Here is a 25,987-nt window from a genome sequence, read left to right as displayed (position 1 = left end):
CGGATATTCGGGTGGTTGCGCGTGTTCATCCCTTCACCGCCCCCATCGTCAGGCCGGCGATGAAGTGGCGTTGCATCAGGAAGAACATCACGACAGGCGGGATGGCGACGACGATCGTGCCGGCCGAAATCAGGTTCCACGCCGACACCCATTCGCCGCGCAGGTTGGCAAGGCCGGCCGTGACCGGCTTGACGGAATCGCTGACCGTCAGCACCACCGCCCAGAAATAGTCGTTCCAGATAAAGGTGAAGAGAAGGATGGCGAGTGCGGCAAGCGCCGGACGCACAAGCGGAACGGCAACATGGATCAGCGTCTGGAACGGTGTCGCCCCCTCGGCCCGCGCTGCCTGGAACAGCTCATCCGGCAGGGCCGCGATGAAGTTGCGCATGAAGAGCGTGGCGAAGCCGGTCTGGAAGGCGATATGGAAGATGATCAGCGCCGCCGTCGTGTCGATGAGGTCGAGGCGGACCATGAGGTCGCGCACCGGAATCATCATGATCTGGTGCGGCAGGAAATTGCCGCCGACGAAAAGCGCGAAGATCAGCATGTTGCCGGGAAAGCGGTATCGCGAAAGGACATAGCCGGACAAGGTGCTCAGCACGAGCACACCGATGACCGAGGGAATGGTGATCGTCAGGCTGTTGATGAAGTACCGGATCATCGGCGTCTGCGTGAAGACCGCCTTGTAATTGTCGATCAGGCCAAACTGGGTTGGCCAGCCCCAGAAGGTTGCCGCCCATGACGTCAGCCGTCGAGCGGAAGGACGTCAATATGATCGCGAAGAGTGGGCAGAGCCAGAGAAGCAGAACTACCAGCACCGCGATAAAATAGAACCGTCGATGCCAGATGGCTGTTTCGGGAATTGGACGAGGATACATCAGCCACCTCTCTCTTCCGTGCGGATGATCCGCGACAGGTACCAGACGATGAACGCCGCCATGATCACGAACAGGATCGAGGCGATCGCCGCGCCATATCCGAAGCGGTAGGAAAAGATCGACTGTTCGTACATCTGGTATGCCAGGACCGACGAGGACCCGAACGGGCCGCCGCGTGTCATGACAGACACCATGTCGAAGGAACGAAGCGCACCGACGACCGTCACCGCGATGGCGATGAAGGAGACCTGTGTGAGCTGCGGAAGGACGATGTGCCAGAGCATGTTCCATCCCCGCGCGCCATCGACACGTCCCGCCCCGATAAGTTCCTCGCTGAGATTGTTGAGACCAGCGAGATAGAGGACCATGCAGAAGGTGATCTGAGGCCATAGTGCCGCGATCACGATCGCGAATGTCACGAATTGCTCATCGGAAAGCACCGCGGGCGCAACGGCTCCGAATGCCCTGAAGATCAGCGCGAGAAGTCCGAACTCGGGTGTGTAGACCCAGGTGAAGACCACGCCGACGGTGACGGAAGCAAGCACGAGCGGGATGAAGAACAGCGACTTCATGAAGCGCATGCCGCGGATCTTCTGGTTGACGAGCAGCGCGATGGCGAGCCCGAGCGGCGGTGCCGCCATGAACATGACAAGCCAGATCAGGTTGTTCTTCAGCGACGTATAGAACTGCGGATCGTTGTAGAGCTCCAGGTAATTGCCGAAGCCGATCCACGTCATCGGCCCCATTCCGTCCCAATCGTGCAGGCTGATCCACAGGCTGCGGACGGCAGACAGAAGAATGACGGTGAAAAACAGGATGATCGCTGGCGCGATCAGCAAAGTCGGGGTGAGCCACCATCGCTGGCGGCGCCATAACATCAACATTGTCCAGAACCTCAAGAGGAAGTGAGGGAGCGGAACCGCAACTCCGCCCCCTGGTCGTCGGGAGGAGAACTAGATCTTGTAAATACGCTTGCGGGTGCCCTCGAGGCGCTGCAGGATCGCCTGTCGGCGGTCGGGCTTGGCCATGAATTCCTGGAAGCCGACGAGACCAGCCTGAGCCATATCGGGATCGCTGTCGCGGTCGTAATATTGCGACGTTCCCTTGACCTGCTTCAAGGATTCCACCGCCGCATTGACCAGCGGATCCTTGCTTGGCGGCAAATCGCTGCGCGGCGGCACGTTGCCGCCGGGCTCAAGATAGGTGGCGAGGTTTTCCGGCTTGTAGAAATAGGCCAGGAATTCGCGCGCTCCCTGCTTGTTCTTGCCATTGGCCGGTATGTGGACCGAATTGAGCGAAAACTCCTCGAAGCGCGGAACGCTGGCATCCAGCGTCGGGAATGGCGCGAAGGTGAGCTGAGGCAGATCGGCCTCGGTGAAAGCCGCCCGCAGGAAAGCGCCGAGATTCATCATCCCGGCCTTCTTCTGGGCAAGCAGGGCCGCGGCCTCCTGCCAGCCGAACGACGTGTGGTTCTGTGTGAACACCTCGTTCTTGATCATGGCTTCCCATTGATCGAAGACCGGCGTCAGCGCCGGATCGAGATAGCTCATCTGGCCGTCCATCAGCGCCATGTGCTTGTCGAGGCCGTTGATCCGAAGGTTCATCTGATCGAACCAGCCCGCGGCGGGCCAAAGCTCCTTCGTCCCCATTGCCACGGGTGTCAGCCCGGCTGCTTTGGCCTTGTCGCAGTAGGCCGCGAATTCCTCGGCCGACGTCGGCATTGTCAGCCCATTCTGTTCGAACACGTCCTTGCGATAGAACATGCCCCAGAGCGTACCCCCGGTCGGCAAGCCGTATTGCTTGTTGTCGACGGTCACCGCGCCGGTGCTCGCGCCGAGCACATCCTTGTACTTTTCCTTCTCGAACAGGTCCGAAATGTCGTCGAAAAGACCGCGCTTGACGAAGGCCCGCATGCGGTTGCCGGAAAACCAGAAGCAGACATCGGGCGCGCCGGCCGTCAGGTAGTTGCGAGATCGCGGTCTTGTGGGCCTCGTGGTCCATATTGTTGACCACCACCTTGGTGCCGGCCTGCTTGCCGAAGTCCTCGGCGATCTTCTTCAGCGCTTCGAGCGCCTTGCCGTTGCTTTCAGCGGAAATCACGTTGACTTCCTGAGCCTGCGCGATGGCGGGGATCGGGAAGCTGCCTGCCATCGCCGCCACGGAAGCCAGTCCTGTTCCCTTCAGGAAGGTTCGGCGCGTGGTCGATGAAAAGTGCTTGGAAAATGACATTGAATTCCTCCCAGTTGAGCTGATCAACACGTCCCAGCGGCCGTCCTCCACAACGAGACGCCGGGTATTCAACGTGCCGACCGCGTCATTCCGAGTTGATCGACGAGGCAAATTTATGCATAGATCATCCAACGTCGCAATAGTTAATTTACAAAATTAAGGAACTCGCACCGTGAAGCTCAAGGGCGACCCGACAACGACCAGAGCCCTCAACCGCCGTCTCATCCTCAATCTGCTGCGGCAGGAAGGTCCGAGAAGCCGCGCCGAATTGGCGACACTGTCGGGCCTCAGCCCCGCCGCCGTGACATTCGTCGTCGCCGACCTTGTGGAGGAAGGCATCGTCAAGGAGGGCGAGGCGATTTCGGGCATGACGGGGCGCCGGCCAATCCCGGTCCAGATCGACTATGATCATGGCATCGCGATCGGGTTCAAGCTGATGCTCGGGGCCGTGGAGTGCGTGGCAACCGATCTCGCGACCAACCCGATCGCGGCCATGCGGCTCGGGCTCGAGGATCACACACCCGACGCCATCGCCGATGTCCTGGCCAAGGCGGTACCCAGGCTGGTCGCGCTTGCGCAGCGCCCTCAGGCGAAACTTGCCGGCATCGGCATCTCGATGCCCGGTGTCATCAGCAATGATCAGACCTCCTGCGTCAGAAGCAATCGCTTCGACTGGAACGACGTGCCGCTCGCTCGCATGCTTGCGGCACGCGTCAGCGCACCCGTCTGGCTTGAGGACGACACCAACGCCTACGCCATCGCCCAGCAACTGTTCGGCCTGGGTCGCCAGCACAGGAACATGGCGGTGCTGGCCGTAGGCGTAGGCATCGCCTGCGCCCAGATCATCGAGGGCAAACTGTATCGCGGGGCCAATGGCGCGGCCGGCAAGATGGGCCACACGCTTTTCGAGCCGAACGGGAGACCGTGCGAATGCGGCAAGCGCGGCTGCCTCATGGCTTACCACTCCGAGGCGGCGGTCGTGCAGCGCTGGCGCGAGGCGACGGGGGGCGCGACAAGGGGCCAACGGAGTTGCGCAGCGCGCTTGCAGCGGCAGATCCCGTCGTCGTCGGCCTCGTCGAGGAGGCAGGCCGCTCGATCGGAACGGCACTCGCCAATATCACCAACATCACCGATCCGGAGGTCATCGTTGCCGGCGGAGAGGCTGTCTCCCTGGGCGATCACTTCCTGCGCCCGCTTCGGCATGCACTCGCCGAGGGGGCTTTCCGATCACCGCCTCCCCTGCTGCTGGACTGGAAGGACAACTCCTGGGCGCGCGGCGCCGCGGCTCTCGTAACGCAACGCATGTTCGACTTTGAACTATCGGGAGGGGTAACCAGCAGGAATTGAGCCCACCTGGCGCCGGCCGGCAGGACGGAGCAGCCCTTGGCCTGCTTTCCCGTTCCGCCGGCAGCCCCGGCCCGCGCGAGCCGATCCAGACCCCTATCACCCCTCATTCCGCTCGACGTGACATCGGGCTCGGCCGGGATGGCACAGTCGATCTCAGCCTCCGAGCACGAAGCGCGAGAACGCGAGAGAATTGCGCGCATCCTCGTCCATCTTGGCCTCGTCCGCGCCATCCGTGAGATCGCGCCACACGCGAATATCGGACCCGATCGTGCCACCGGTCTTGACGAACGGCTCCATCACGACGGCACCTGTGTAGTTTATCTCACGCAGCGCGAGGCCGATTTCGTGCCACGGAATCCTGCCCTTTCCGGGTACGCGGCGGTTGCTTTCACCGGTGTGGAAATGCCCGAGCAGCGGTCCGGCTGTACGGATGGCATCGCCGAAGCTGTCTTCTTCGATGTTCATATGGAAGGTGTCGAGCATCACCTTGACGTTCGGCTTGCCGACGTCCTTCACGAAGGCAACGCCTTCAGCGGCGGTGTTCAGCACATGGTTTTCAAACCGATTCAGCACCTCGATGCAAAGGTTGATACCAAGGTTGTTCGCGAAATCCGCGATCCCGTGAATGCCTTCGACACCGCGCGCACGGTCGCCGACCTTGTCGACCGGCTGCGAATAGTCGACCGGCCAGTAGGAGTGCAGCGCGCCGCCGATCGACTTGATGTCAAGCTTGGCGACGTTCGCAAGCGTCTGCTCGAAGAAGGCCTTGCCGGCCTTGCGCACGTCGGCATCGGGCGATGACAGGTTCTTCGTCTTGGAAGGACCGATACCGGCCGTCAGGATGATGCCGTTGTCCTTGGCGCTTTGCTTGATCGCTGCGAGATCGGCATCGCTATATTCGTTGATGTGATGCGCGGCGACTTCGATCACGTCGAACCCGAGCTTCGCCACCTTCTCGACGTAAGGGCCGAACTTCGCGCTCCATTCGTGTTCCCAGTAGGAGTAGTAGATACCGTGTTTCATAAGAGCCTCCTTGAGGTTTCAGCTATCTTTGGTTGGTGGCGGGCAGGCGGAGGGCACCGACGAAGACGGTGACAGCCGCAATGCATCCGGTCCGACGTCGCGAATTAGTTGTTGTCGATGCGTCGGTCGGGCTCGGCGCTGCCCGATATGATGGCAAGGCCATTCGGCAGATCGTTCTCTTCGACCTTGCGATTGATTTCCTTTGGATCGAGACCATAGGACCGCCAACGATCCTGGAGCCGTTTGCGCAGATTGTCCTCGCTGACATCAACGAAGACCGTGAAGTCGAAAATCGGCTTGAGCCTGTCCCATGGCGCCTGGCGGGAAAGCAGGTAATTCCCCTCGCAGACGATAATCTCGGTCGCCTGGGGGATCAGACTTCCACCGGCTCGGGCGATCTCGATCGATCGATCGAAGACGGGAACGGCAACGACGTCGTCCTCGTTGGCCTTGAGCCGCTCCAGCATTCGACGAAACCCGTGCGCGTCGAACGTATCGATGGCCCCCTTGAACGGCCGCCGGCCCATCTTCTCCAGGACGATGTCATCGTAGTGATAGCCATCCATGGGGAACAGGGCCGCGTTGATCCGATCATTGTTGAGGCCCTGCACGACCTTTTCGGCAAGCGTCGACTTTCCCGATCCGGGAGCGCCGGCGATGGCGACAAGAACCCGCCTGCCGCCATTTCGCGACAGACGCTCAGCGGCGACCGCGGCGATCTCACTCGCGTTTTCATCGATTTTGCTCAAGGAATTCCTCCCTTCCATCGGCCTCATGCCTACGCGCCGAAGTCCTTCATTCCATATTGCGCCGCCTTGCCGCGCAGGAACGAGAGACCGTCTCCCATGACTTCCTCTTCGTCGCGGGCCACAGGACGCCACGTCGAGATATCGCCGGCCATCTCTTTCGGCATGCCGACGAAGCTCTCGAGAACCAGAGCGCCTTTGAAGCCGATTGCCGAAAGCGCGACGAAGATCGAATCCCATGGCACGTTGCCGGCACCGGGGGCACCGCGATCGCTCTCCGACATGTGCATGTATTTCAGGTGATCACGTGCCGCGAGAATGCCGTTGGCGGCGCCCTTTTCCTCCATATTCATGTGGAACGTGTCGAGATGCACGAAGACGTTGTCCATTCCGATCCGCTCGACCAGCGCCACGGCCTGCGCGGCGGTATTGATCAGATGGTTTTCGTATCGGTTCACGGCTTCGATGCCGAGTTGAATGCCCCTGGACTTCGCCCGCCTCGCCGCCGCTTCCAGCGCACGCGCCAGATTGTCGTACTCCGCCTGAGTTGGCAGTGATCCGGTTCGCTCATTGGTGCCGCCGAAGGTCACGCCGGTGAGAGCCTCGGCGCCCATCTCGGCCGCCTTGTCGATTGCCGTCTCCAGGTGGAGGATCGCCGCGTCGGGTCGCCGCGACGCCCATGCCGGCTCGGGCAGAACAAGCGAGCAGGCTGCCCTGATATTATTCTTCTCGAGAAGAGCGCGCGTGTACCCGGCGTCAACCGACGGCGCATCGAGCAACGGGATTTCAATGAAACCCAGCTGGTACTTCCTTGCGCCGGCAATGGCCCGCTCTGCGCCCGCGTGGTCCCACGTCATGGTCCACATGCTTGCGTGAATTCCAAAACCCTGCACGGTTCATCCCTTCTTTTTATGTGAGGCCATGTAGGCCGAAACGATGGTTCGCGCGGCCATGACGACGATCATCAGAACGCCCCATAGCGCGGTCGCGAGATGTTGATTGGCGCCCATCAGGTTGAGACCGGACGACAGGAGCTGGAGCACGATCAGCGCAACGAAGACCGGCAGCACGCGTCCGAAGCCACCGAAAGGATTGATCCCGCCCAGGAACGCGGCCAGCACCGTGATCAGCAGGTAGGACTCGCCGTGTCCGACACGGACGGAGTTGAAGCGAGCGAGCATGATCACGCCAGCGACCGCGCACATCATGCCGGACAGCGTATAGACGAGGACCAGGATGCGGCGCGTGTTCAGACCGGAATACTGGGCCGCCTCGATGTTCGAGCCGATCATCAGCAGCCCGAAGCCCAGCTTGAAGCGTATCAGCAGCAGCTGCCACAGGCCGACGCAAACGATGAAGATCAACAGCGGGATCGGCAGGCCGAATATCTGCCCGTGCCCGATCGGAGCGATGAAGTTCGGGAAGCCGGAGACGTCACCGCCACGCGTGAGGAACTCGCCGAGGCCACGCAGGAAGATCATCATGGACAGCGTCACGAGGATCGGATGGGCGCGCGTATAGGCGATCGCCGCTCCGGTCATCAGACCCGCCGCGCCGCCGGTGGCCAGCGCTGCCAGAACACCGAGCAGGAAGGCGGACGGAGGAGCATCGACCCCGCCGTAGGACTGCATCACCCAGGCCGCCGCAAGCCCCGACAGATTCGCGGTGAATGTGACCGACAGGTTGATGCCGCCGGTCAGAAGCGGAAGCAGCATCGCAAGCGTGAGCAGGCCGAGTTCGGGCAGCTGGAAGGCGACGGAGCCGAATGTCGCGGCGGAGATGAAGTTGTTGGCTGCAAGACCGAAGATGATCATCACGGCCAGGAAGGCGATGGCCGGCCCTGCCATGTCCGCGCCGAAGGTGGCATTGAACCGTTGAGCGATGGCTTTCATCAGTGTGTGCTCCCCCTTCTGGCGCCGCCCTTGGCAAGGAACGGCAGAAGCTTGTCGATACGTGCGGATGAGAGCGTGATGGCGACGAGAATGATAGCACCGACGATCATCTTGAACGCGAATGGCGAGACGCCCATCAGGTTCAGGCCGTTCTGGGTGATGGAGACCATCAACACTCCCAGCACGCAGCCGATGACCGAGCCCTTTCCACCCCCGAGCCGGGCCCCGCCGAGAACCGTCGCTGCGAGAACGTCGAGTTCACGGCCGTAGAGAGCATTCGGAACGACCTCCTCGGCGTAGTGGGCCTGCATCAGTCCGGCGATACCGGCCATCAGCCCGAGCCAGCCGAACGAAATGTAGTGCATGGCCCCGATATTGATGCCGAAGCGGCGCGCGCCCTCGGGATTGTCGCCAAATGCGTAAAGCTGGCGGCCAATGGTCGTGCGGGAGATCATGAACCAGGTCGCGACGCAGCAGACGATCATCACGACGACCGGCAGGGTGAGCTCCACCCATGAGCCGTCCGCCATCTCGTGCTCATAGAAGACAACCCGCGTCGTCAGCCATTCCGGCAGGTCGTAGATCGACACGCCCTTGGTGAAGAACATCAGAAGCCCGAAGAAGATGTTGAAGGTCGAGATCGTCGCGACGATCGAGATGATGTGCAGTCGGTAGACCAGCGCCGCGTTGATCAAGCCGAGCCCGATGCCGATCGCGCCGGCGATGATGAAACCCTCGGCCCAGTTCCCACCCCCCAATGCGCCGAGCGCAAGGGCGGTCACGTACTGGACGACCGACGCGGCAACGGCGAAGGAAATGTCGATCCCGCCCGAAATCAGGACCACGAGCAGCCCGACGGCAAAGATGATGTTGACGGCCGAGACGTTCAGCACGTCAAACGCGTTCGAGACGGTAAAAAACCGATCCGTCTGAAAAGACAGAACGATGCAAAGAACGACCATGACCGCCAGAAGCGTGAATTCCGTCGTGTGTCCCAGGATCAATCTACGCATAGACGGCGGCCTCCAGTTCGGCGAGCGACACGTTTCTAGGGTCATAGGTCGCGTGGATCTTGCCTTCCACCATGTGGATGATGCGGTCGGCGTTGAAGAAGACCTCGGGTGGTTCGTCCGAGATCAGAATGATCGCCAGTCCCTGCGCCGCCAATTTGCGCACGATCTCGAAGATCCCGGCGCGGGCGCCGACATCGACGCCGACGGTCGGAGCATCGAGGATCAGAATCTTGGGGCCGATGGCCAGCCACTTCGCGATCGCGACGCGCTGCTGGTTGCCGCCGGAGAGCGTTCGAATGGGGTCATCCGGCGTGCCGATCTTGACACCGAGCGCCTTGATCCAATGATCGACGACGCTTGCCTTCCTGGCGGGAGAGATCATTCCGCCCGACATGAGTTTGTCGAGCGATGCCATCACCAGGTTGTCGGCAATTGATTGCGGCTGGTTCAGGCCAAGCGACAAGCGGTCTTCCGAGAGGTAGGCGACGCCCGCGCGAATGGCATCCCGGTTGGAGCCGAAGCTCACGCGCTTGCCCTCGATCGAAATTTCACCGGCCTGCGGGCGATGCATTCCAAAAATCGTCAGCGCAAGCTCGGTGCGGCCGGCACCAAGCAGGCCGGTAATTCCAAGCGTCTCGCCGCGCCTGAGGTCGAACGTGACGTTCTCGAACTCGCCGGCGCGCGTGAGCCCGCGCACGGACAGCACCACGCTTGCGTCGTCATGGTCGGCAGCGATCACCGAGCTGTCGAAATTCCGTCCCGTCATCAGTTCCGTCACGCGGGATTGGGTCATCCCTTCGACAGGGAACACGCCAACGAGCGCACCATCGCGAAGGACTGTCATACGGTCGGAAATCTCGAGGACTTCCGCGAGGCGGTGGGAAACGAAGACGACGGCGACACCGGATGCCGACAGATGCCGGACGATGTCGATCAGGTAGTCCGTCTCGGACTGTGTCAGCGATGCCGTCGGCTCATCCATGAAGACCAGCCGAGCCTCGCCGACCAGTGCGCGCGCGATGGCGACGATCTGACGTTGCGCGATCGGCAGTTCCTTGAGCGGCTTATGGAGGTCCAGGCTGACCCCGAGACGCGCAAGCGCCTTCTCGGCCGCGTCTTCGATCTTGCGCTTGTCAACGAGGCCGTACTTGCCGTTGACCGCGTATTGAAAACCGATGTTTTCGGCGACGGACATCTCCGGGAAAAGCGCGAGGTCCTGCCAGATGACTTGAATTCCCAGCGACTGTGCGAGCGTCGGCGTCATCGCACCGATCGGCTGGCCGTCGAAGAAGAACTCGGCACCGTCCTGTGGTTTGTAGACGCCGGTGATGACCTTGATCAGAGTGCTCTTGCCGCAGCCATTTTCGCCTGCCAGGCAATGGACCTCGCCGGGATTGACCTCGAACGAAACACCTTTCAGGGCGCGGACGCCGCCGAAGGTGACCTTGATGTTTTTCAGTGAAAGGAGCGGTTGAGCGCTCATAGCATATCTCCCTGATCAGCCGCCGGTGGCGGGGTGCGCAGGTGCCGGTAGATTTTAGTTGGAGGTCGCGAGGAGCATGCTCCCCGCGACCCAGGCCTGGGCTTGGGGAGGATCAGAGGCCCATGGCAACCAGCTTGTCGATGCTATCCTTGTTGATGGCCAAGAGCTGGTCGACGATGATCGTGTTGCCCTCGGGATTGATTTTCCCGAGACCTTCGATGTCATCGCCCGCCTTGGGAACTTCACCCTTGGAAATACGATCCGCGAGCGTCACGAAGACCTCGCCGGCCTGCTTGGGATTCCACATGAAGCCGCCTGTGAGCGCGCCCGATTTGATGAGCTTCGCGCCTTGGCCCGGCGAGAACGGACCGATGACGAACACCTTCCCGTCCTTGCGGCGCTCTTCGACCGCGCGGCCAGCGCCGATCGGACCCTGCGACCCGAAGGCGAGGAAGCCCTTGAGGTCAGCATTCGCAGCCATGAGGTCGAGGGCGGTGGAACGGCTCTTGTCGACATCTTCGGCCACGCCGTAGCGGTCGCCAACCAGTTTCATGTCGGGGTAGTTGGCCTTGATGTAGGCGATCGCCGCATCAGCCCAGGCGTTGTGCAGCGGAACGGTCAACGAGCCGACGAATACCGCGTAGGAGCCCTTGCCGCCCATCTTTTCCGCGAGAAGCTTGCCGTGCGCTTCGCCGAAGCCCTTGGCGGAAGCCAGTTCGAAATCCCAGTCCGCGCCGACCTGCTTGGGCGATTCATGAGTAATGACCTTGATGCCGGCTTCCTGGGCCTTCTTGAGAACCGGCTCCAGCACCTTGGCGTCGTTCGGTACGACGCCGATATAGTCAACTTTCTGGGCGATCAGGTCTTCGATCGCGCGAACCTGAAGAGCCGGATCGGCGCTGGTCGGACCGACCATGAAGCCTTCGACACCGAGCTTGCTGCTCTGCTCCTTGATCCCCGCCTCCATGGCATTGAACCACGGGATACCGCCGATCTTCACGACAACACCGATCTTCGGCCCAGCGAAGGCGGTGGATGCAAGAAGCGTCAGCGAGAGGCCGAGCGTGACTGCGAGCATTCTCTTCATGGATTTCTCTCCTCCGATACTGACAAAGGAGATGCACCACACGAGCACCATGCCTGTGTGCTAAGCGCTTTCGGCTCCATGACAGAACCTCCTCCCTTGCCGCTTTCCTCAAAGCTACCATTTTGTGCACAATCGTTATTGCTTTCTTGCACAATCGATGGTGCAATGAACATATCATTAAAAAGCCTTTCGTCAAGAGGCTCGATTGTTCTAAATAGCGAAGACCAGCGAGGAGATTCGTGGATGTCGGAAAAAGAACAAAAGAAAGCAACGATTTACGATTTGTCGCAGGTATCCGGCGCGTCCCCGTCGACTGTCAGCGCGGTCCTCAACGGCACCTGGCGAAAGCGCCGCATCTCCGAGGAAACGGCTGAAAAAATCATGTCGCTGGCCAAAGCGCACCGCTATACGGCCAATCTTCAGGCCCGGGCATTGCGAAGCTCACGATCTGGTCTGACGGGCCTGCTTATACCCGTTTACGACACCCGGTTTTTTTCTTCGATGGCCCAGACATTCGAGGCAAAGGCGCGACAGCGAGGACTGGTGCCGATGGTGGTTTCCGGCCGGCGCGACCCGGAAGAGGAACGGCGTACCGTCGAATCGTTGATCGCATACTCCATCGATTCGCTCTTCGTCGCTGGCGCGACGGACCCAGACGGCGTTCATCAAGCCTGCCTCAGAGCAGGAATTCCTCACGTAAACATCGACTTGCCCGGCAAGTACGCTCCATCGATCATCTCCGCCAACCGCCATGGCGCGGAGCTACTGACGACCGCGATCATTCGACACGCCGAGCGAGTGGGGCCGCTGACCGCCGACGAGGTGTTCTTTTTCGGCGGGCGTGACGACCATGCGAGCCGCGACCGCGTGATCGGCTTTCACGCGGTGAAGCAATCGATCTTCGGCAGCGACATCGCGAAAGACGATATCGAGACCACCGGCTACTCTCCCGGCATGACCGCGCTGGCCTTCGAGCGCTTCTATGAAAAGCATGGCCGGCTGCCCCGCTGCTTCTTCGTCAACTCGTCGATCAATTTCGAAGGGCTCCTGCGCTTCATGGGACGCCACGATGGCGAGGCCTTCGGGGATATCGTGGTGGGGTGTTTCGACTACGATCCCTTCGGATCGTTCCTTCCCTTCCCGGTCTACATGATCAAGCCGGATGTTTCGGAGATGCTCGACCGAGGCTTCGATCTGCTGGAAGAAGAAAATGCGCAGCCGCAGATCATCATGATCGAACCGCAACTCGTTCCTCCGCGAACAGCCTTGGAAGGGCCTCTCGACGCGATAAAGGACCCCTCGCCGACGACAGAACGTCCGGCCGTTCCATCGAAGATATGAATTGCGGCGGCTTCGGTCCCCGCGTGGCCGGCCAACGGTCGTGATCGGTCGGACAGACGATGAATCTCGCGGCCGCCTGGCCGTTTCCCGCGGCCGAGTTGATTTTGTTTCGATGTCGCGATAGCCGGTAGATCAAAGCAAAACGCACGGGACCATCATGTCAAAGGTTGACCTTCGCAAGTCGGTTGTGGAACGCGTGCAGGCGGTGGCCGGCAGCCTGACCTCGACGGAACAACGGCTGATCTCGGAATTGTTGAAGGCGCCGCGCGACGTGGCGATCGGCACCTCGAGCGAATTCGCCAACAGGTTGGGCGTGCATGAGGCGACGACGTCCCGCCTTGCCCGCAAGCTCGGTTTCTCCTCCTATGCCGAGTTCCGTGACCAACTGCGCCGTGAATTTCTGAAGGTTTCCGATCCGGCCGAGCGCATTTCCGCGACGCTCAGCGACGCCCGCGCCCGAGGCTTTCTGCCGCTCCTGGTGGCGAGCGAACTGTCGGCGCTGACGGCCATGACCGACCACATCAGCGACACCCGCATTCTGGAGGCGGCCGAGAAGCTCGACCGGCGGCGGGTATTCATCTACGGGCACGGCAACGCCGAGGTTCTGTCCGTGCTGATGGAACGGCGGCTGCGGCGGCTGGGCATAGACAGCCACCCGCTTTCGGGCAGCCCGCGTGATCTCGCCGAGCAGATGCTGACCCTCTCGGAAAGCGATGCCCTCCTCCTCTTTGCCTTCCGCCGGCAGCCACCGGACTATGAGCGGCTGATGCAGGTGGCGGCCGAGACCAAGGCGAAGACCGTGGTGATTTCCGGCACGATCGGCCCATCGCTCACGCCGAGCCCGGATGTGCTGCTTTCCGCCCCTCGCGCGGGCATGCCCGACAGCTTTCAGACGCTGACGGTGCCGATGGCGATCTGCAATGCCATCATCCTCGCCTTGGCGGCGCGGCGCGGTCCCGAAGCACTCGCCACCCTGGACCGTCTGGGTGAGCTGATCGCAAGATTCGAAAGTTGATTTGCAAGAAAACTTGCACGTCATAAAACCGTCGCAAGAAAACACTACACGTGGCCAGACCCAACAACGGAGCCACGTCCATGCGCCGCGTCCTGATTGCAACCGCAGCCTTTCTGATGACCACCGCCGCCTTCGCGCAAGAACTCGACACCAAGTCCGCCGCTGACCTGTTGCCGCAGGCCAAACAGGAAGGCAAGGTGACGGTCTACGCTTTCACCAGCCGTATCGGCCGAGTCGAGAAGGCGTTTGAAGCCGCTTATCCCGGCATCGACATGGTCACTTTCGACATGTCCTCCACCGAGCAGATCGCCCGCATCAAGAGCGAGGCGCAGGCCGGCCTGCCAGGCGCCGACGTGATCTACATTTCCGACGCCCCGATCGTGCTGACCGAGCTTCTGGCCAACAAGCTGGTTGCGCCTTACGTGCCGCCGCGTGTTGCAGGTGATCTTGCGGATGCCTTCAAGACGCCGCTTCTGGCCCAGCGCCTGTCCACCAAGGTTCTGATGTATAACGAGGAGGCCTATCCCGAGGGTTCGCCGGTCAAGAACCTCTGGGACCTGACCAAGCCGGAATGGAAGGGCCGCGTGATCATGGTCGATCCGCTGCAGCGCGGCGACTATCTCGACCTGATGACCGAGATCGTGTTGAAATCCGACGAGATGGCCACGGCCTATGAAGCCGCGTTCGGCAAGAAGATCGCACTGACGGACGGCAACGAGAACGCCGGCCAGCAGTTCATCACCGATCTTTTCGCCAATGACCTCGTCCTGGTCGGTTCCACCGACGACGTGAACAAGGCGATCGGCGCAAAGGGCCAGACGAAGCCGCCGATCGGCTTCACCAGCTATTCCGACCGCCGCGACAACGAGGATGAAGGCTGGGCTCTGCAGGTGGCAAACGACGTTGCCCCGTCCAACGGTATCGTTTTCCCGGCACTGCTGGCGCTCAATCCAAAGCCGGCGAACCCCGCTGCGGCGCGCCTCGCGGTCGATTTCATGATGGGCGATGAAAGCGAAAACGGCGGCGAAGGCTTCAAGCCCTTCTACGTGGCCGGCGACTGGGCGACCCGCTCCGATATCAAGCCGCACAAGGACGCGATTCCGCTTGCCGACTTCAAGGGCTGGCAGATGGCGCCGGCAGAAACCGCGAAAATCCGTGCACAGGTGGCGGACTTCATTCTTGCGCTGCAGTGACGTTTTCGACCGGAGATGGGCGGTTGGGCCGCCTGTCTCCTCTGTTTCTGAACGCGGTTCTGATCGCTACCGGCGGTGAGCACGCCTGTCTTTGGTCTCCGGTTCGAGCCGGACATTAGAATACAGACAACACAACAGCGCGGGCGGCACAGCCCTGCCCTCGTTATCCGGAGCAACACATGAAATCCCCGCTCGGACCGATCGGTTCAGCATTCGGCAAGCGCGGCCTGACACTGATCATGGCGCTGGTGCTTGTCGTGCTGGTGGCGGCGCCGCTTGCCACCATTCTCGTGCAGACGCTTTATCCGTCATCCGCCGCCTGGGGCGATGTTCTGGCAAGCCGTCTGTCGCAAAACCTGTTCTGGCGGCCGACTGTCAACACCATGATCATCGGCCTCGCCGTGGCTGCCGGTTGCGTGTTGCTCGGCGGCTTTCTCGCCTGGCTGGTGGTGATGACCGACATGCCCGGCCGGCCGGCCATCGCCTTCATGGCGACGCTGCCTTTCATGATTCCGAGTTTTGCCACCGCGCTTGCCTGGGGCACACTCTTCCGCAACGGCCGCGTCGGCGGCGCCGGCGGCCTTCTGGAAGGCCTTGGCTTTGCCGTGCCTGACTGGCTGTCCTGGGGCATGACGCCGACCATCGCCGTGCTGATCGCCCAATATTATGCGCTGGCTTTCACCGTGATCGCGGCGGCGCTCGCCACCGTGAACGGCGATCTCGTCGAAGCCGCACAGATGACCGGAGCCTCGCGCAAGCGCATATTGTTCGGCATCGTCCTTCCGGTCGTCACTCCCGCCGTCATCGCCGCCGGTTCGCTGGCATTCGCCGCCGCGGTTTCCAATTTCGCCGCTCCCGCCCTGCTTGGCCTGCCGGTGCGCATGCAGACGCTCTCGACCCGCCTGTTCGGCATGATCGAGATCGGCCAGACGGAGCGCGGATACGTTCTCGCCATCCTCTTGATCGGCATATCCGCCATCTTTCTCGGCCTCGGCAATCGTGTGCTTGCCGGCCGCCGCAGCTTTGCGACGATCGGCGGGAAAGGTGCGCGTCCGCGCCGTTTCGCCCTCGGCGGCGCGCGTCTGCCGCTGACGGTCATCGCCTGGATCGTGTGCATTCTCACGACGATCCTGCCGATCCTTCTGCTGGTGGCGGCCAGCCTTGCGCCTTCGTCGCTTGCGCTTTTCTCCGACTGGACTCTGCATTACTGGATCGGACGCCCCGATCCGGCCTTCGCCCGCGGCCAACCGGGCATCTTTTACAATCCGCAGCTTCTCTCGGCACTCACCACCACGCTGGGGCTCGGCATGGCGGTGGCACTCGCCTCCAACGTGATCGGCATCCTGATCGCGGTCGCGCTTACACGGCAGAAGGTTCCGGTACTGAGCAGCCTAGTATCGCAACTGAGTTTTCTGCCGATGCTGCTGCCCGGCATCGCCTTCGCGGCCGCCTATATCGCGCTTTACGGCGCACCGATCGGCCCGCTGCCGGCGCTTTACGGCACCAAGCTTCTGCTTGGCCTGGCCCTGACGGCGGCCACGCTGCCCTTCGCCGTGCAGACCGGACGGGCGACGATCTCGCAGATATCGGGCGATATCGACGAGGCGGCGCGCATGACCGGCGCCGGCTTCCTGCGCAGGCTCGGCGCCATCACGCTTCCGCTGGCCGCGCGTGGTCTCACCGCCGGGCTGCTGATTGCCTTCGTCAATGTCATCGGCGACCTGACGATCACCATCCTTCTCTACACGCCGACGTCGCCGCTTCTGGCAATCCTGTCCTATTCCTATGCATCCGACGGGTTCTACCAGTTCGCCAATGCGGTCACGCTCGTCATCCTGATCATTTCCATGCTGGCTACCGGCGCCGCCACGCTTCTGCGCGGTCCCCGCCGCCAGTCCTTTACGTGAGGTCGCGCCGTGATTTCCCTCGACCGGATCACAAAATCCTTCGGCAATTCCAATGCCGTTTCCAATGTCAGTTTCTCCGTGCCGGAAGGTTCGTTTCTGGTTCTGCTCGGCCCTTCCGGCTGCGGCAAAAGCACGATGCTGCGCATGCTGGCCGGTCTCGACCAGCCGACATCCGGAAAAATGCGGTTTGGCGACACGCTGGTGGCCGATGGTGAGGCGGGCTTTTCGCTGCCGCCGGCGGACCGCAATGCCGGCCTGGTGTTCCAGTCCTATGCGCTGTGGCCGCATATGACGGTGGCCGGCAATATCGAATGGCCGCTGAAGGTGGCGAAACTGCCGACAGAGGAACGCGGCGCGCGCGTGGCTGACGCCATGGGCATGCTCGGTATAGAAAAACTCGCCAACCGTTATCCCGGCGAGATTTCCGGCGGACAGCAGCAGCGCGTGGCGCTGGCGCGCATGATCGCGCCGCGGCCGAAAGTGATGCTGTTCGACGAACCGCTTTCCAACCTCGATGCCACCTTGCGCGTGGAAATGCGCTTCGAGCTTCTGAAGGTCCACGCCGCCACGGGCGCAACCGCCGTCTACGTGACCCATGATCAGGTCGAGGCCATGACGATGGCGACGCATGTGGCGGTTATGAACAATGGCCGTATCGAGCAGTTCGACGCGCCGGACAGGTTGCTGGCCGAGCCGGCTTCGGCCTTCGTCGCCGGTTTCGTCGGCACCCCGGCCGCCAACCTGATCCCGATCGAGAACGGCAACTGGTTCGGCACCATGCCCGATCCGCTGCTGCGTGATCATTCCGGCCACGCGATGGTACGGGCCGAACAGATCACGCTGGCCGACGAGGTAGGTCCGCGCACATTCGATGCCGTTCTGGCCGAAGTGGTGCCGATGGCCGGCCGGTTTCTCGTGACCGGCATCGTCAACGGCATCCGCATCACCGCCGTCTCCGACCAGGTCGCTCGCCCCTCGGGCAGGCTGCGCTTTCGCCTTCCGACGGCGCCGGCGGCAATTTTCGACAAACAGGGAACACGCATTTCATGAAACGCATCCTTCTGGTTCGCCACGGCGAAAGCGAATGGAACGCCATCCGCCGCCTGCAGGGACAGGCCGATATCGACCTTTCGCAACGCGGCAGGGAGCAGGCGCGGGCGCTGGCGCCAATAGTTGCGAGCTTCAGGCCCGGACTGGTGATGACCTCGGATCTGAAACGTGCCGTGCAGACCGCCGCTTTGCTTGGCTACCCGGAGGCGGGCCATGAGCCGATGTTGCGTGAGCAGGATGTCGGCACCTGGACTGGCGCCGAGATTGCCCATCTGATGGCCGATGCGCCGGCCGCCTATGCCGGTTGGCGAGCTGGAACTTTCGCGCCGGAGAACGGCGAGATCTGGGCCGATTTTCGTGCCCGTGTTGCGCGCGCAATCGAAATGGCGCTCGCGGCGGAGGCCGATACCATTCTGATGGTTTGCCACGGCGGCGTCATTCGCGCGGCCCTTGACGGCACACTTGGATTGGCGCCTGCCCGCATCATTCCCGTTGGTCCGGCAAGCCTGACCATCCTTGCATTTCCAAAGGGCGAAGCGCGGCTTGAGGTGTTCAACACAACGGCCTTCGCACCGGTCATAGATGCACCGGACTGACGATCCGAAGCTTCAGTGGCAGGTCGGTCACCGCGAAGGTGTGCGAGAACAAAGTCGCGTGATCCGGACTGACGCGCGAGCTATGCTCGTCGATTGGCGACGGCAAGCTTAACGTCATCAACCTGCGCGGTCTCGCCGGCCTTCCTGCGCCGTCGCGCTCAGGGCTTGCACTCCCATCGCAAGGCGCAGAAACGACCGATCCGCCAGCTTAGCTCGTCACGACTTGGTACCCTGCCTCAGCGAAAGCCTTATCAACCCATTTTCGGTCATTCGGTCCGTAGGCACCCGAGAGAATAGCGTCCAGCTGCCTTGCTTCCGTCGCGGCCTTTTTCGAAGCGTCCGCGTAAACCGTCTCCAACATGGCGAACGGTACGCTGACCAGGCCGTCCTCATCGCCGATCACCAGATCGCCGGGCTCGATGATCATGCCGTCGATTGCAATCGGCACGTTGAGGGAGCCGGGGCCGTTCTTGTAGGGACCGCGGTGGGTGATGCCCGCCGCATAGACCGGAAAGGCATGCGCTTTGACATAGGCGCTGTCGCGGATCGCACCATTGGCGACGACGCCGGCAAAACCACGCTTTTCGCAATAGGCCAGCATCATTTCGCCCATCAGTGCGTTGGTCAGTTCGCCACCGGCGTCGATCACGATGACATCGCCCGGCTGGGCCAGGTCGATCGCCTTGTGGATCAGCAGGTTGTCACCGGGACGGGTCTTGACCGTGAATGCCGGGCCGCAAAGCACGCCACCGGCATGCATCGGGCGAAGCCGCGGGCCGGCCGCTTCGGTGCGAAGCATGACGTCGCTGACGCAAGCGACGGGCACCTGCGCGAATTTCGCGACGTAATCAGCGGATGCCCGGCGCGATGGTTCAAGAAGTCGAATGGCGTTCATAAGCATGTCTCCTCTACTGCTTGTTTTGTTTTTCGCCGCCGGGATCGGTGTGATGTATCTGATCCGTGCACGGCGAGTTCTCGTTCCTGCCTCTGTGCCGTCGCCAAATCGAAAGCTCGGCGCAGACAGTGGTATCGTTCAGCCCGTCAGGCCGCCGTGTTCAGGTCCCGGTTGGCGAGGGCCTGCCTGTCGTAGTCCCTTCCTTCAAGCACGCCGACAATGTGCTGTGCCGCATAGACTGCCATGTTGCGCAGTGCGGAGCGGGCGGCAGCGCCCACATGTGGCGTGGCAATCAGATTGGGAAGCGACCACAAGGGATTGTCCGCCAGTGGCGGCTCGATCTCGAAACTGTCGAGCGCGGCACCGGCAATGCGCTGCGATTTCAAGGCCTCGATCAGGGCGCTTTCCTCGATGACAGCACCCCGCGCGGTGTTCACCAGAAACGCTGTCGGCTTCATCAAAGCCAGCCTTTCGGCATTGATCAGATGATGGGTTTGCGGCGTCAGCGGGCAATGCAGGCTGACGACATCGGCCATTCCGAGAACAGCTTCCAGGTCACGGCTCACCTTGGTATCGCCCGTATCGGCGGCAAACGGATCGTATGCGACCACCTGCATGCCGAGCGCGCGCGCGAGGGCCGCGGCCCTTTGGCCGATTTCCCCAAAGCCAACCACACCGAATACGGAACCGGCAAGGTCACGACCGACATACTTGGTTTTCGGCCAGCTTCCACCCTTCACCGCGTGGTCAAGCGGAATGACATCCTTCATCAGCGTGACGGTCAGGCTGATCGCAAGCTCCGCCACCGATTGGGAATTGGCGGCAAGCGCACGCAGCACCGGGATCTTGCGATCGGTGGCGGCGGCAAGGTCGATGTTGTCGACGCCGCTGCCATGCTTGGCGATCACTTTCAGCCTCGGCGAGGCGTCGATCACCGACCGATTGATCTGGCCCTGCCGCACGAGAATCGCATCGACCTCATGCTCGCGCGCCATTCCCGCCAGCTGTTCCGGCGAGGAATATGCCGGCGCGTATATCGCGTCCACATGGTGCGATATCAAAAAATCTCTCGCTTCTTCAACGAGTTCCGCCCCGGTGACCATCACCCGGGCCTGCCGCTTCGCCGGCGATCGGCTTGCTGCGCCCATATGCTCCTCCTGCATTCAGATCAGCGTTTACTGACGAACGGGCGTCACCCGTTGACGAATGCCATTTATCGCGTATTGTACTAATTGAAAAGATGTTGTACTCAGTACAACGAACAACATCTTTTTTGGGAGGAGCCCATGCCTGGAAATTCAAACGGCGTCGCCGCTGTCGAGCGCGCCGCGTCTTTGCTGGAAGCATTCACCGAGCGTGATTTCACGTTGTCGCTCGGCGAGCTCGCGCGCCGCGTCGAGCTCGACAAATCGACGGTACTGCGCATTGCCCGCTCCCTCGCCAAACACCAGCTTCTCGTACGCAACGAGGACGCCAGCTGGCGTCTTGGCCCGAAGCTCATGAAGCTTGGCAATATCTATCAGTCGACCTTCCGCGCCTCTGACATCATCGAACCGCTGCTTGCCGATCTGGTCACCCGGACCGGCGAAAGCGCGGCCGTTTACGTGCGCGAGGGGGATGAACGCGTTTGCCTGTTCAGACATGATTCCCATCAGTCGATCCGCCATTCGGCGCGTGTCGGCAGCACCTACCCGCTGGATCGTGGTGCGCCGGGAAGGGTCATCCTGGCATTCAACGGCCGCTCGGGCAGCATATACGACGAGATCCGCAAGGCCGGATTTCATACCACGTCCGGCGAACGCGATCCGCAGGTTGCAAGCCTTGCCGTACCGATCTTCCGTGATGGCCAGAACCTGTTCGGTTCGCTGGCGCTGACCGGCCCGCCGGATCGCTTTTCGGACGACGCAATCAGGAAAAATCTTGAGATTCTCCAGGTGGCCGCACGGAAGCTGTCCGTGGCCATGGGAGGAGACCCCGGACCATAAGGCGGGAACCGGGCCCGCCATCTCCAACGGAGGATTGGATATGGAGTACCGCAGTATAAAGCTTTCTCTCGCAGCCGCGGCCTTGGTCGCGTCCGCGTCCTACGCCCATGCCGAGTGGCCGAACGATCGCCCGATTCAAATGATCGTGGCATTCGCGCCGGGCGGCAGCACCGATGTCATGGCGCGCGCCATCGAGCCGTTCCTGGAAAAGGAACTCGGCGCCGATATCGTGATCGAAAACCGTCCGGGTGCTTCCGGTGAGATCGCCTATACGGCGCTCGCCAAGGCCAAGCCGGACGGCTACACATTCTCCTACATCAACACGCCCGGCTATCTGTCGATGCAGGTGCAGCGCAAGCTGGGTTATGATCCGAAGTCGATCAAGCCGATCGTGCGCATCGTCGACGACCCGACAGCCATCGTCGTTCCGGCCGCCTCCGAGATCAAGACGCTCAAGGATTTCGTCGAGGCTTCGAAAGCCAAGCCCGGTTCGGTTTCCTACGGCTCCTCCGGCATTGGTACCGACGACCATCTCGCCATCATCCTGCTTGGCTCGGCCACGGGCACGAGCTTTACCCACATTCCATTCAGCGGTGCCGGCGAAACCCGCACGGCGATCCTCGGCTCGCAGGTCTCCGGCGGCGGCCTGAACATCAGCGAATTCGCAGGCAACGATACGTCGGGCCTGCGGATGATCGCGCATTTCGGTACCGAGCGCTCGCCGCAGTTGCCCGACGTCCCGACGGCCAAGGAACAGGGCTTCGATGTCCAGATGACATCCGAGCGCGGCATCGCCGCACCACGCGACTTGCCTGATGACATTACCCAGAAATTCTCGGATGCCATGAAGAAGGTTCTCGACAATCCGGACTTCCAGAAGCAGGCAAAGCAGCTTGCCCTGCCGCTCGCCTATCTGTCCGGCCCGGATTGGGAAAAAGAGATGCCTGACCGCCTGGCCCGGTTCCAGAAAATCTGGAACGAAACACCCTGGGTGCAATGATGACCGGCGCCTCCATCACGAAACGGGATCTTCCCGATATTCTGGCAGGGGCATTGATGATCGGACTGGGAGCGCTGGGCCTTTGGGCCGGGCGCGACCTACGCTTCGGCTCGGCGGCGATGATGGGACCGGGATTCCTGCCCGACGTCATCTGCGGCATGCTCATCGCCATCGGCGCATATGTTCTCATCAAGGCCTTTTCCAAGGCCTATGAGCCCATCGGCGAATCAAACATCAAGCCGCTGATCATTCTCTTCATCGCTATCGCCGGCTTCGCATTCATGGCGGAGACGCTCGGCTTTGTCGTTTCGACGATCTGGCTTCTCGTGATCGGCAGCCTGGCGGATCAGGAATCACGCTGGCGTGAGATCGCGATTTCCACGCTGCTACTGACAGTCTTTGGTGCGCTCGTCTTCATCTACGGCCTCGGCGTTCAGATGCCGATCCTGCCGTTCTGATCGAGACCGGAAGGAACTCCCATGGCATTTATCGATGTCCTCATGCTGGGCTTTGCCGAAGCATTCACACCGACCAACCTGCTGTTCTGCTTCATCGGGGCGCTGCTTGGAACGCTGATCGGCGTACTCCCCGGCATTGGCCCTACGGCGACGGTGGCGATCCTGCTGCCCGTTACCTTTTTCCTGCCGCCGCTCGGCGCCTTGATCATGCTCGCGGGCATCTTCTACGGCGCCCAGTATGGCGGATCGACGACGGCGATCCTGGTCAACCTGCCCGGCGAAGCCTCGGCCGTGGTCACCGCGATTGACGGTTATCAGATGGCGCGAAAGGGCCGCGCGGGCGCGGCACTTGCGATCGCCGCACTTGGCTCCTTCTTTGCAGGCACGGTCGCGACGATCGGCCTGGCCGTCGCAGGTCCGACTTTGTCGTCATTCGCGCTCTCCTTCGGGCCTGCGGAATATGTGGCGCTCTGTATCTTCGGCCTTCTCGCCGCGACGATTCTTGCCCACGGCTCCGTCGTCAAGGCTATCGGCATGGTCTGCCTCGGCCTCGTTCTCGGCATGGTGGGTATCGACGTCAACAGCGGCTCGACGCGACTGACATTCGGCTCGACCGAACTTTACGATGGCATCGACTTCGTGGTCATCGCCGTTGGTCTGTTCGGTGTCGCCGAAATCGCCAGCAACCTCGAGTTCAAGGAAGCCCGCGGCATTCTGCAGAGCACCATCGGCCGTCTCTGGCCGACCAAGCAGGAATTCAAGGAAAGCTGGCCCGCCGTGCTTCGCGGCACCGCGGTCGGCACGATCCTCGGCGTGCTGCCGGGTGGCGGCGCCACACTCAGCGCCTTCAGCGCCTATTCCGTCGAGAAGAAGATCTCGAAGACACCGGAAAAATTCGGCCATGGCGCAATCGCAGGCGTCGCGGGGCCGGAATCGGCGAACAATGCCGGCGCGCAGTCGTCCTTCATTCCGCTCCTGACGCTCGGCATCCCCTCGAACTCCATCATGGCGATGATGCTCGGCGCCATGACGATCCACGGCATCACCCCCGGTCCTTCGGTCATCCAGAATCAGCCCGAACTGTTCTGGGGGCTGGTGGCCTCGATGTGGATCGGCAACGCCATGCTGCTGATCATCAACCTGCCGCTGATCGGCATCTGGGTTCGCTTGTTGAAGGTACCCTACCGCCTGCTCTATCCCGCCATCCTGCTGTTCTGCTGCATTGGTGTCTACAGCATCAACAACCGCGGTTTCGACGTGGCGCTCGTCATCCTATTCGGCGTGCTGGGCTATGTGTTGCGCAAGGCGAAATGCGAGGCGGGACCACTTCTGCTCGGCTTCGTGCTGGGCCCGCTGCTGGAAACCAATCTCCGGCGTGCACTCCTGCTTTCACAGGGCGATCCGATGGTCTTCGTGCAGCGCCCGATCAGTGCGGCCCTGTTGCTGATCACGGCCGGCATGCTCCTGACGCTGATCCTCCCGGCGATCCGCAGGGGACGCAAGGAGGCATTCGAGGCAAGCGAGGACTGACGCCACCTTTTGGTGAACATGTCGATGCGGGCCGGACGAGCTCCGGCCCGCATCGACGGCTACCGACCTTCCAATGACCCGCCGAGAGCCGCACCATGACGGACAAGCTCACCACGCGACGCCCGCGGCGTCGTCTTTCCAGTATCCTCTGTCTCGATGATTTCGAGATCGCAGCGCGCCGCCACCTGCCAAAGCCGCTATTCGGTTACATCGCCGGCGCCAGCGAGACCAACGCCTCACTAGACAACAACCGCAAGTCTTTCGGCGCATATGCATTCCAGCCGCGGGTATTGCGGGATGTTTCCGGCCGCAGTACCGAGACCACGCTTCTGAACGAGCGCTTCGCCGCCCCTTTTGGAATAGCGCCCATGGGCATCAGCGCGGTGATGGCCTACCGTGGCGACATCATGCTGGCACGGGCTGCCGCTGAGAGCCGCATTCCGATGATCATGAGCGGCTCCTCGCTGATCCGTATGGAGGACGTGGCCAATGCCGCTCCCGGCGCGTGGTTTCAGGCCTATCTGCCAGGTGAGCCGGAACGGATTGACGCACTCGTGGACCGCGTCGCGGCTGCCGGGTTCAAAACGCTGGTACTGACCGTCGATACCGCCGCACTCGCCAACAGGGAAAACAATATCCGGGCCGGGTTTTCGACACCGCTGCGGCCGAGCCTGCGTCTCGCCTGGCAAGGCGTTTCGCATCCACGCTGGACGGCCGGCACGTTCCTGCGCACGATCGTCAATCACGGCATCCCCCATTTCGAAAACTCTTTCGCCACCCGTGGAGCGCCGATCATCTCGTCGAACGTGATGCGTGATTTCGGCCGAAAGGATCATCTCAATTGGTCGCATCTCGAACAGATTCGCAAACGTTGGGGCGGCAACCTCGTGGTGAAAGGTATCATGCATCCGGATGACGCCGTTCAAGCCGTCCAGATCGGCGCGAACGGCATCATCGTGTCCAATCACGGCGGTCGTCAGCTAGATGGAACGGCTGCCCCATTGCAGGTTCTGCCAGCAATCGTAGACCGCCTGAACGGCGCCGCGCCCGTCATGATCGATGGTGGATTTCGGCGCGGCACGGATATCATGAAGGCGCTCGCGCTGGGTGCGAAATTCGCTTTCATCGGCAGACCTTTCCTCTATGCCGCCGCGGTCGCCGGCATCCCCGGAATCAACCGCGCCATCGACATCATCCAATCGGAACTGCACCGCAACATGGCCTTGCTGGGTGTCACCAGCGTGGACGCGATCTCGGGCGATCATCTGCGCACATCGAACTGATAGGCAGGCGGCAGGCGGCCAAAACGCAAGCGGGCC

General features: G+C 61.8%; 21 protein-coding genes and 3 pseudogenes. 12 read left to right on the top strand and 12 right to left on the bottom strand.

Annotated elements, in window-relative coordinates:
• Positions 1-25 precede the first annotated feature (25 nt).
• The 3 genes and pseudogenes from P3R82_RS05670 to P3R82_RS05660 form a co-directional block, all read right to left on the bottom strand.
• Positions 26-878 (bottom strand): annotated as a pseudogene (locus tag P3R82_RS05670) (carbohydrate ABC transporter permease).
• Positions 878-1,762, bottom strand: a complete 885-nt coding sequence (locus P3R82_RS05665; protein WP_283193351.1) for a sugar ABC transporter permease — start codon at positions 1,760-1,762, stop codon at positions 878-880. The pseudogene P3R82_RS05670 and the gene P3R82_RS05665 overlap by 1 nt, the downstream one beginning before the upstream one ends.
• Positions 1,763-1,831: 69 nt before the next feature.
• Positions 1,832-3,107: pseudogene (locus tag P3R82_RS05660) on the bottom strand (ABC transporter substrate-binding protein).
• A gap of 172 nt (positions 3,108-3,279) precedes the next feature.
• Between P3R82_RS05660 and P3R82_RS05655 the strand changes: the two are divergent.
• Positions 3,280-4,454: pseudogene (locus P3R82_RS05655) on the top strand (ROK family transcriptional regulator).
• Between the two features lie 153 nt (positions 4,455-4,607).
• On the opposite strand, the gene P3R82_RS05650 reads toward P3R82_RS05655, so the two are convergent.
• From P3R82_RS05650 to P3R82_RS05620, 7 genes are all read right to left on the bottom strand, one after another.
• Positions 4,608-5,477: a sugar phosphate isomerase/epimerase family protein gene (locus P3R82_RS05650; protein WP_183898635.1), complete on the bottom strand. Its 870-nt coding sequence runs from the start codon at positions 5,475-5,477 to the stop codon at positions 4,608-4,610.
• Between the two features lie 104 nt (positions 5,478-5,581).
• A complete protein-coding gene (locus P3R82_RS05645; RefSeq protein WP_283193350.1) occupies positions 5,582-6,226 on the bottom strand; it encodes a nucleoside triphosphate hydrolase in 645 nt (214 codons plus the stop codon).
• A 29-nt stretch (positions 6,227-6,255) separates the two neighbouring features.
• Positions 6,256-7,116, bottom strand: a complete 861-nt coding sequence (locus P3R82_RS05640) for a sugar phosphate isomerase/epimerase (protein WP_283193349.1) — start codon at positions 7,114-7,116, stop codon at positions 6,256-6,258.
• 3 nt (positions 7,117-7,119) lie between these two features.
• On the bottom strand, positions 7,120-8,115 hold the full coding sequence (locus P3R82_RS05635; protein ID WP_283193348.1) for an ABC transporter permease: 996 nt from the start codon (positions 8,113-8,115) through the stop codon (positions 7,120-7,122).
• Positions 8,115-9,128 carry an ABC transporter permease gene (locus P3R82_RS05630; RefSeq protein WP_283193347.1) on the bottom strand — a complete coding sequence of 338 codons (1,014 nt, stop codon included), beginning with the start codon at positions 9,126-9,128 and terminating at the stop codon, positions 8,115-8,117. Before P3R82_RS05630 ends, P3R82_RS05635 begins: the two co-directional genes overlap by 1 nt.
• Positions 9,121-10,611: a sugar ABC transporter ATP-binding protein gene (locus tag P3R82_RS05625; protein ID WP_283193346.1), complete on the bottom strand. Its 1,491-nt coding sequence runs from the start codon at positions 10,609-10,611 to the stop codon at positions 9,121-9,123. The genes P3R82_RS05630 and P3R82_RS05625 overlap by 8 nt, the downstream gene beginning before the upstream one ends.
• 112 nt (positions 10,612-10,723) lie before the next feature.
• Positions 10,724-11,698: an autoinducer 2 ABC transporter substrate-binding protein gene (locus P3R82_RS05620; protein ID WP_183898629.1), complete on the bottom strand. Its 975-nt coding sequence runs from the start codon at positions 11,696-11,698 to the stop codon at positions 10,724-10,726.
• 243 nt (positions 11,699-11,941) lie between these two features.
• Here P3R82_RS05620 and P3R82_RS05615 point away from each other — a divergent pair, with 243 nt between their 5' ends.
• The 6 genes from P3R82_RS05615 to P3R82_RS05590 all read left to right on the top strand — a co-directional run bounded on the left by P3R82_RS05615 (position 11,942) and on the right by P3R82_RS05590 (position 18,800).
• Positions 11,942-13,039, top strand: a complete 1,098-nt coding sequence (locus P3R82_RS05615; RefSeq protein ID WP_183898628.1) for a LacI family DNA-binding transcriptional regulator — start codon at positions 11,942-11,944, stop codon at positions 13,037-13,039.
• A gap of 157 nt (positions 13,040-13,196) precedes the next feature.
• A complete protein-coding gene (locus P3R82_RS05610; protein ID WP_283193345.1) occupies positions 13,197-14,054 on the top strand; it encodes a MurR/RpiR family transcriptional regulator in 858 nt (285 codons plus the stop codon).
• 80 nt (positions 14,055-14,134) lie between these two features.
• Positions 14,135-15,247, top strand: coding sequence for an ABC transporter substrate-binding protein (locus tag P3R82_RS05605; protein ID WP_283193344.1), 1,113 nt, complete (start codon positions 14,135-14,137; stop codon positions 15,245-15,247).
• 239 nt (positions 15,248-15,486) lie between these two features.
• Positions 15,487-17,154 (top strand): iron ABC transporter permease, encoded by a 1,668-nt coding sequence (locus tag P3R82_RS05600; RefSeq protein ID WP_283193520.1) that lies wholly within the window; start codon positions 15,487-15,489, stop codon positions 17,152-17,154.
• Positions 17,155-17,163: 9 nt separating this feature from the next.
• Positions 17,164-18,204 carry an ABC transporter ATP-binding protein gene (locus tag P3R82_RS05595; protein WP_283193343.1) on the top strand — a complete coding sequence of 347 codons (1,041 nt, stop codon included), beginning with the start codon at positions 17,164-17,166 and terminating at the stop codon, positions 18,202-18,204.
• Positions 18,201-18,800, top strand: coding sequence for a histidine phosphatase family protein (locus tag P3R82_RS05590; RefSeq protein ID WP_283193342.1), 600 nt, complete (start codon positions 18,201-18,203; stop codon positions 18,798-18,800). Before P3R82_RS05595 ends, P3R82_RS05590 begins: the two co-directional genes overlap by 4 nt.
• 208 nt (positions 18,801-19,008) lie before the next feature.
• Here P3R82_RS05590 and P3R82_RS05585 read toward each other — a convergent pair whose 3' ends face one another.
• Together P3R82_RS05585 and P3R82_RS05580 are read right to left on the bottom strand one after the other, a co-directional pair.
• Positions 19,009-19,695 carry an RraA family protein gene (locus P3R82_RS05585; RefSeq protein WP_283193341.1) on the bottom strand — a complete coding sequence of 229 codons (687 nt, stop codon included), beginning with the start codon at positions 19,693-19,695 and terminating at the stop codon, positions 19,009-19,011.
• 146 nt (positions 19,696-19,841) lie between these two features.
• On the bottom strand, positions 19,842-20,843 hold the full coding sequence (locus P3R82_RS05580) for a hydroxyacid dehydrogenase (protein ID WP_283193340.1): 1,002 nt from the start codon (positions 20,841-20,843) through the stop codon (positions 19,842-19,844).
• A 138-nt stretch (positions 20,844-20,981) separates the two neighbouring features.
• Here P3R82_RS05580 and P3R82_RS05575 point away from each other — a divergent pair, with 138 nt between their 5' ends.
• The 5 genes from P3R82_RS05575 (at position 20,982) to P3R82_RS05555 (ending at position 25,951) form a co-directional block, all read left to right on the top strand.
• Entirely contained in the window at positions 20,982-21,680 is a 699-nt protein-coding gene (locus P3R82_RS05575; RefSeq protein ID WP_283193339.1) for an IclR family transcriptional regulator, read from the top strand.
• A gap of 40 nt (positions 21,681-21,720) precedes the next feature.
• The gene (locus P3R82_RS05570) at positions 21,721-22,680 is read left to right on the top strand and encodes a tripartite tricarboxylate transporter substrate binding protein (protein WP_183898619.1); all 960 of its coding nucleotides are present in this window, start codon (positions 21,721-21,723) and stop codon (positions 22,678-22,680) included.
• Positions 22,680-23,138, top strand: coding sequence for a tripartite tricarboxylate transporter TctB family protein (locus P3R82_RS05565; RefSeq protein WP_283193338.1), 459 nt, complete (start codon positions 22,680-22,682; stop codon positions 23,136-23,138). Before P3R82_RS05570 ends, P3R82_RS05565 begins: the two co-directional genes overlap by 1 nt.
• A 21-nt stretch (positions 23,139-23,159) precedes the next feature.
• A complete protein-coding gene (locus tag P3R82_RS05560; protein WP_183898617.1) occupies positions 23,160-24,668 on the top strand; it encodes a tripartite tricarboxylate transporter permease in 1,509 nt (502 codons plus the stop codon).
• Between the two features lie 95 nt (positions 24,669-24,763).
• Complete coding sequence (locus P3R82_RS05555; protein WP_283193337.1) at positions 24,764-25,951, top strand: alpha-hydroxy acid oxidase; 1,188 nt, start codon at positions 24,764-24,766, stop codon at positions 25,949-25,951.
• Positions 25,952-25,987: the final 36 nt, after the last annotated feature.

Source organism: Rhizobium sp. AN80A, from assembly GCF_030053015.1.
GTDB classification, from domain to species: Bacteria; Pseudomonadota; Alphaproteobacteria; order Rhizobiales; family Rhizobiaceae; genus Rhizobium; species Rhizobium metallidurans.
This window is presented reverse-complemented; position numbering and strand designations above follow the sequence as displayed.

Bases quoted from the DNA above. Each gene is read 5' to 3' on its own strand.
- P3R82_RS05665 (WP_283193351.1), bottom strand. From the start codon at position 1,762: ATGTTGATGTTATGGCGCCGCCAGCGATGGTGGCTCACCCCGACTTTG.
- P3R82_RS05650 (WP_183898635.1), bottom strand. From the start codon at position 5,477: ATGAAACACGGTATCTACTACTCCTACTGGGAACACGAATGGAGCGCG.
- P3R82_RS05635 (WP_283193348.1), bottom strand. From the start codon at position 8,115: ATGAAAGCCATCGCTCAACGGTTCAATGCCACCTTCGGCGCGGACATG.
- P3R82_RS05630 (WP_283193347.1), bottom strand. From the start codon at position 9,128: ATGCGTAGATTGATCCTGGGACACACGACGGAATTCACGCTTCTGGCG.
- P3R82_RS05625 (WP_283193346.1), bottom strand. From the start codon at position 10,611: ATGAGCGCTCAACCGCTCCTTTCACTGAAAAACATCAAGGTCACCTTC.
- P3R82_RS05620 (WP_183898629.1), bottom strand. From the start codon at position 11,698: ATGAAGAGAATGCTCGCAGTCACGCTCGGCCTCTCGCTGACGCTTCTT.
- P3R82_RS05615 (WP_183898628.1), top strand. From the start codon at position 11,942: ATGTCGGAAAAAGAACAAAAGAAAGCAACGATTTACGATTTGTCGCAG.
- P3R82_RS05610 (WP_283193345.1), top strand. From the start codon at position 13,197: ATGTCAAAGGTTGACCTTCGCAAGTCGGTTGTGGAACGCGTGCAGGCG.
- P3R82_RS05605 (WP_283193344.1), top strand. From the start codon at position 14,135: ATGCGCCGCGTCCTGATTGCAACCGCAGCCTTTCTGATGACCACCGCC.
- P3R82_RS05600 (WP_283193520.1), top strand. From the start codon at position 15,487: ATGGCGCTGGTGCTTGTCGTGCTGGTGGCGGCGCCGCTTGCCACCATT.
- P3R82_RS05590 (WP_283193342.1), top strand. From the start codon at position 18,201: ATGAAACGCATCCTTCTGGTTCGCCACGGCGAAAGCGAATGGAACGCC.
- P3R82_RS05585 (WP_283193341.1), bottom strand. From the start codon at position 19,695: ATGAACGCCATTCGACTTCTTGAACCATCGCGCCGGGCATCCGCTGAT.
- P3R82_RS05580 (WP_283193340.1), bottom strand. From the start codon at position 20,843: ATGGGCGCAGCAAGCCGATCGCCGGCGAAGCGGCAGGCCCGGGTGATG.
- P3R82_RS05575 (WP_283193339.1), top strand. From the start codon at position 20,982: ATGCCTGGAAATTCAAACGGCGTCGCCGCTGTCGAGCGCGCCGCGTCT.
- P3R82_RS05570 (WP_183898619.1), top strand. From the start codon at position 21,721: ATGGAGTACCGCAGTATAAAGCTTTCTCTCGCAGCCGCGGCCTTGGTC.
- P3R82_RS05565 (WP_283193338.1), top strand. From the start codon at position 22,680: ATGACCGGCGCCTCCATCACGAAACGGGATCTTCCCGATATTCTGGCA.
- P3R82_RS05560 (WP_183898617.1), top strand. From the start codon at position 23,160: ATGGCATTTATCGATGTCCTCATGCTGGGCTTTGCCGAAGCATTCACA.
- P3R82_RS05555 (WP_283193337.1), top strand. From the start codon at position 24,764: ATGACGGACAAGCTCACCACGCGACGCCCGCGGCGTCGTCTTTCCAGT.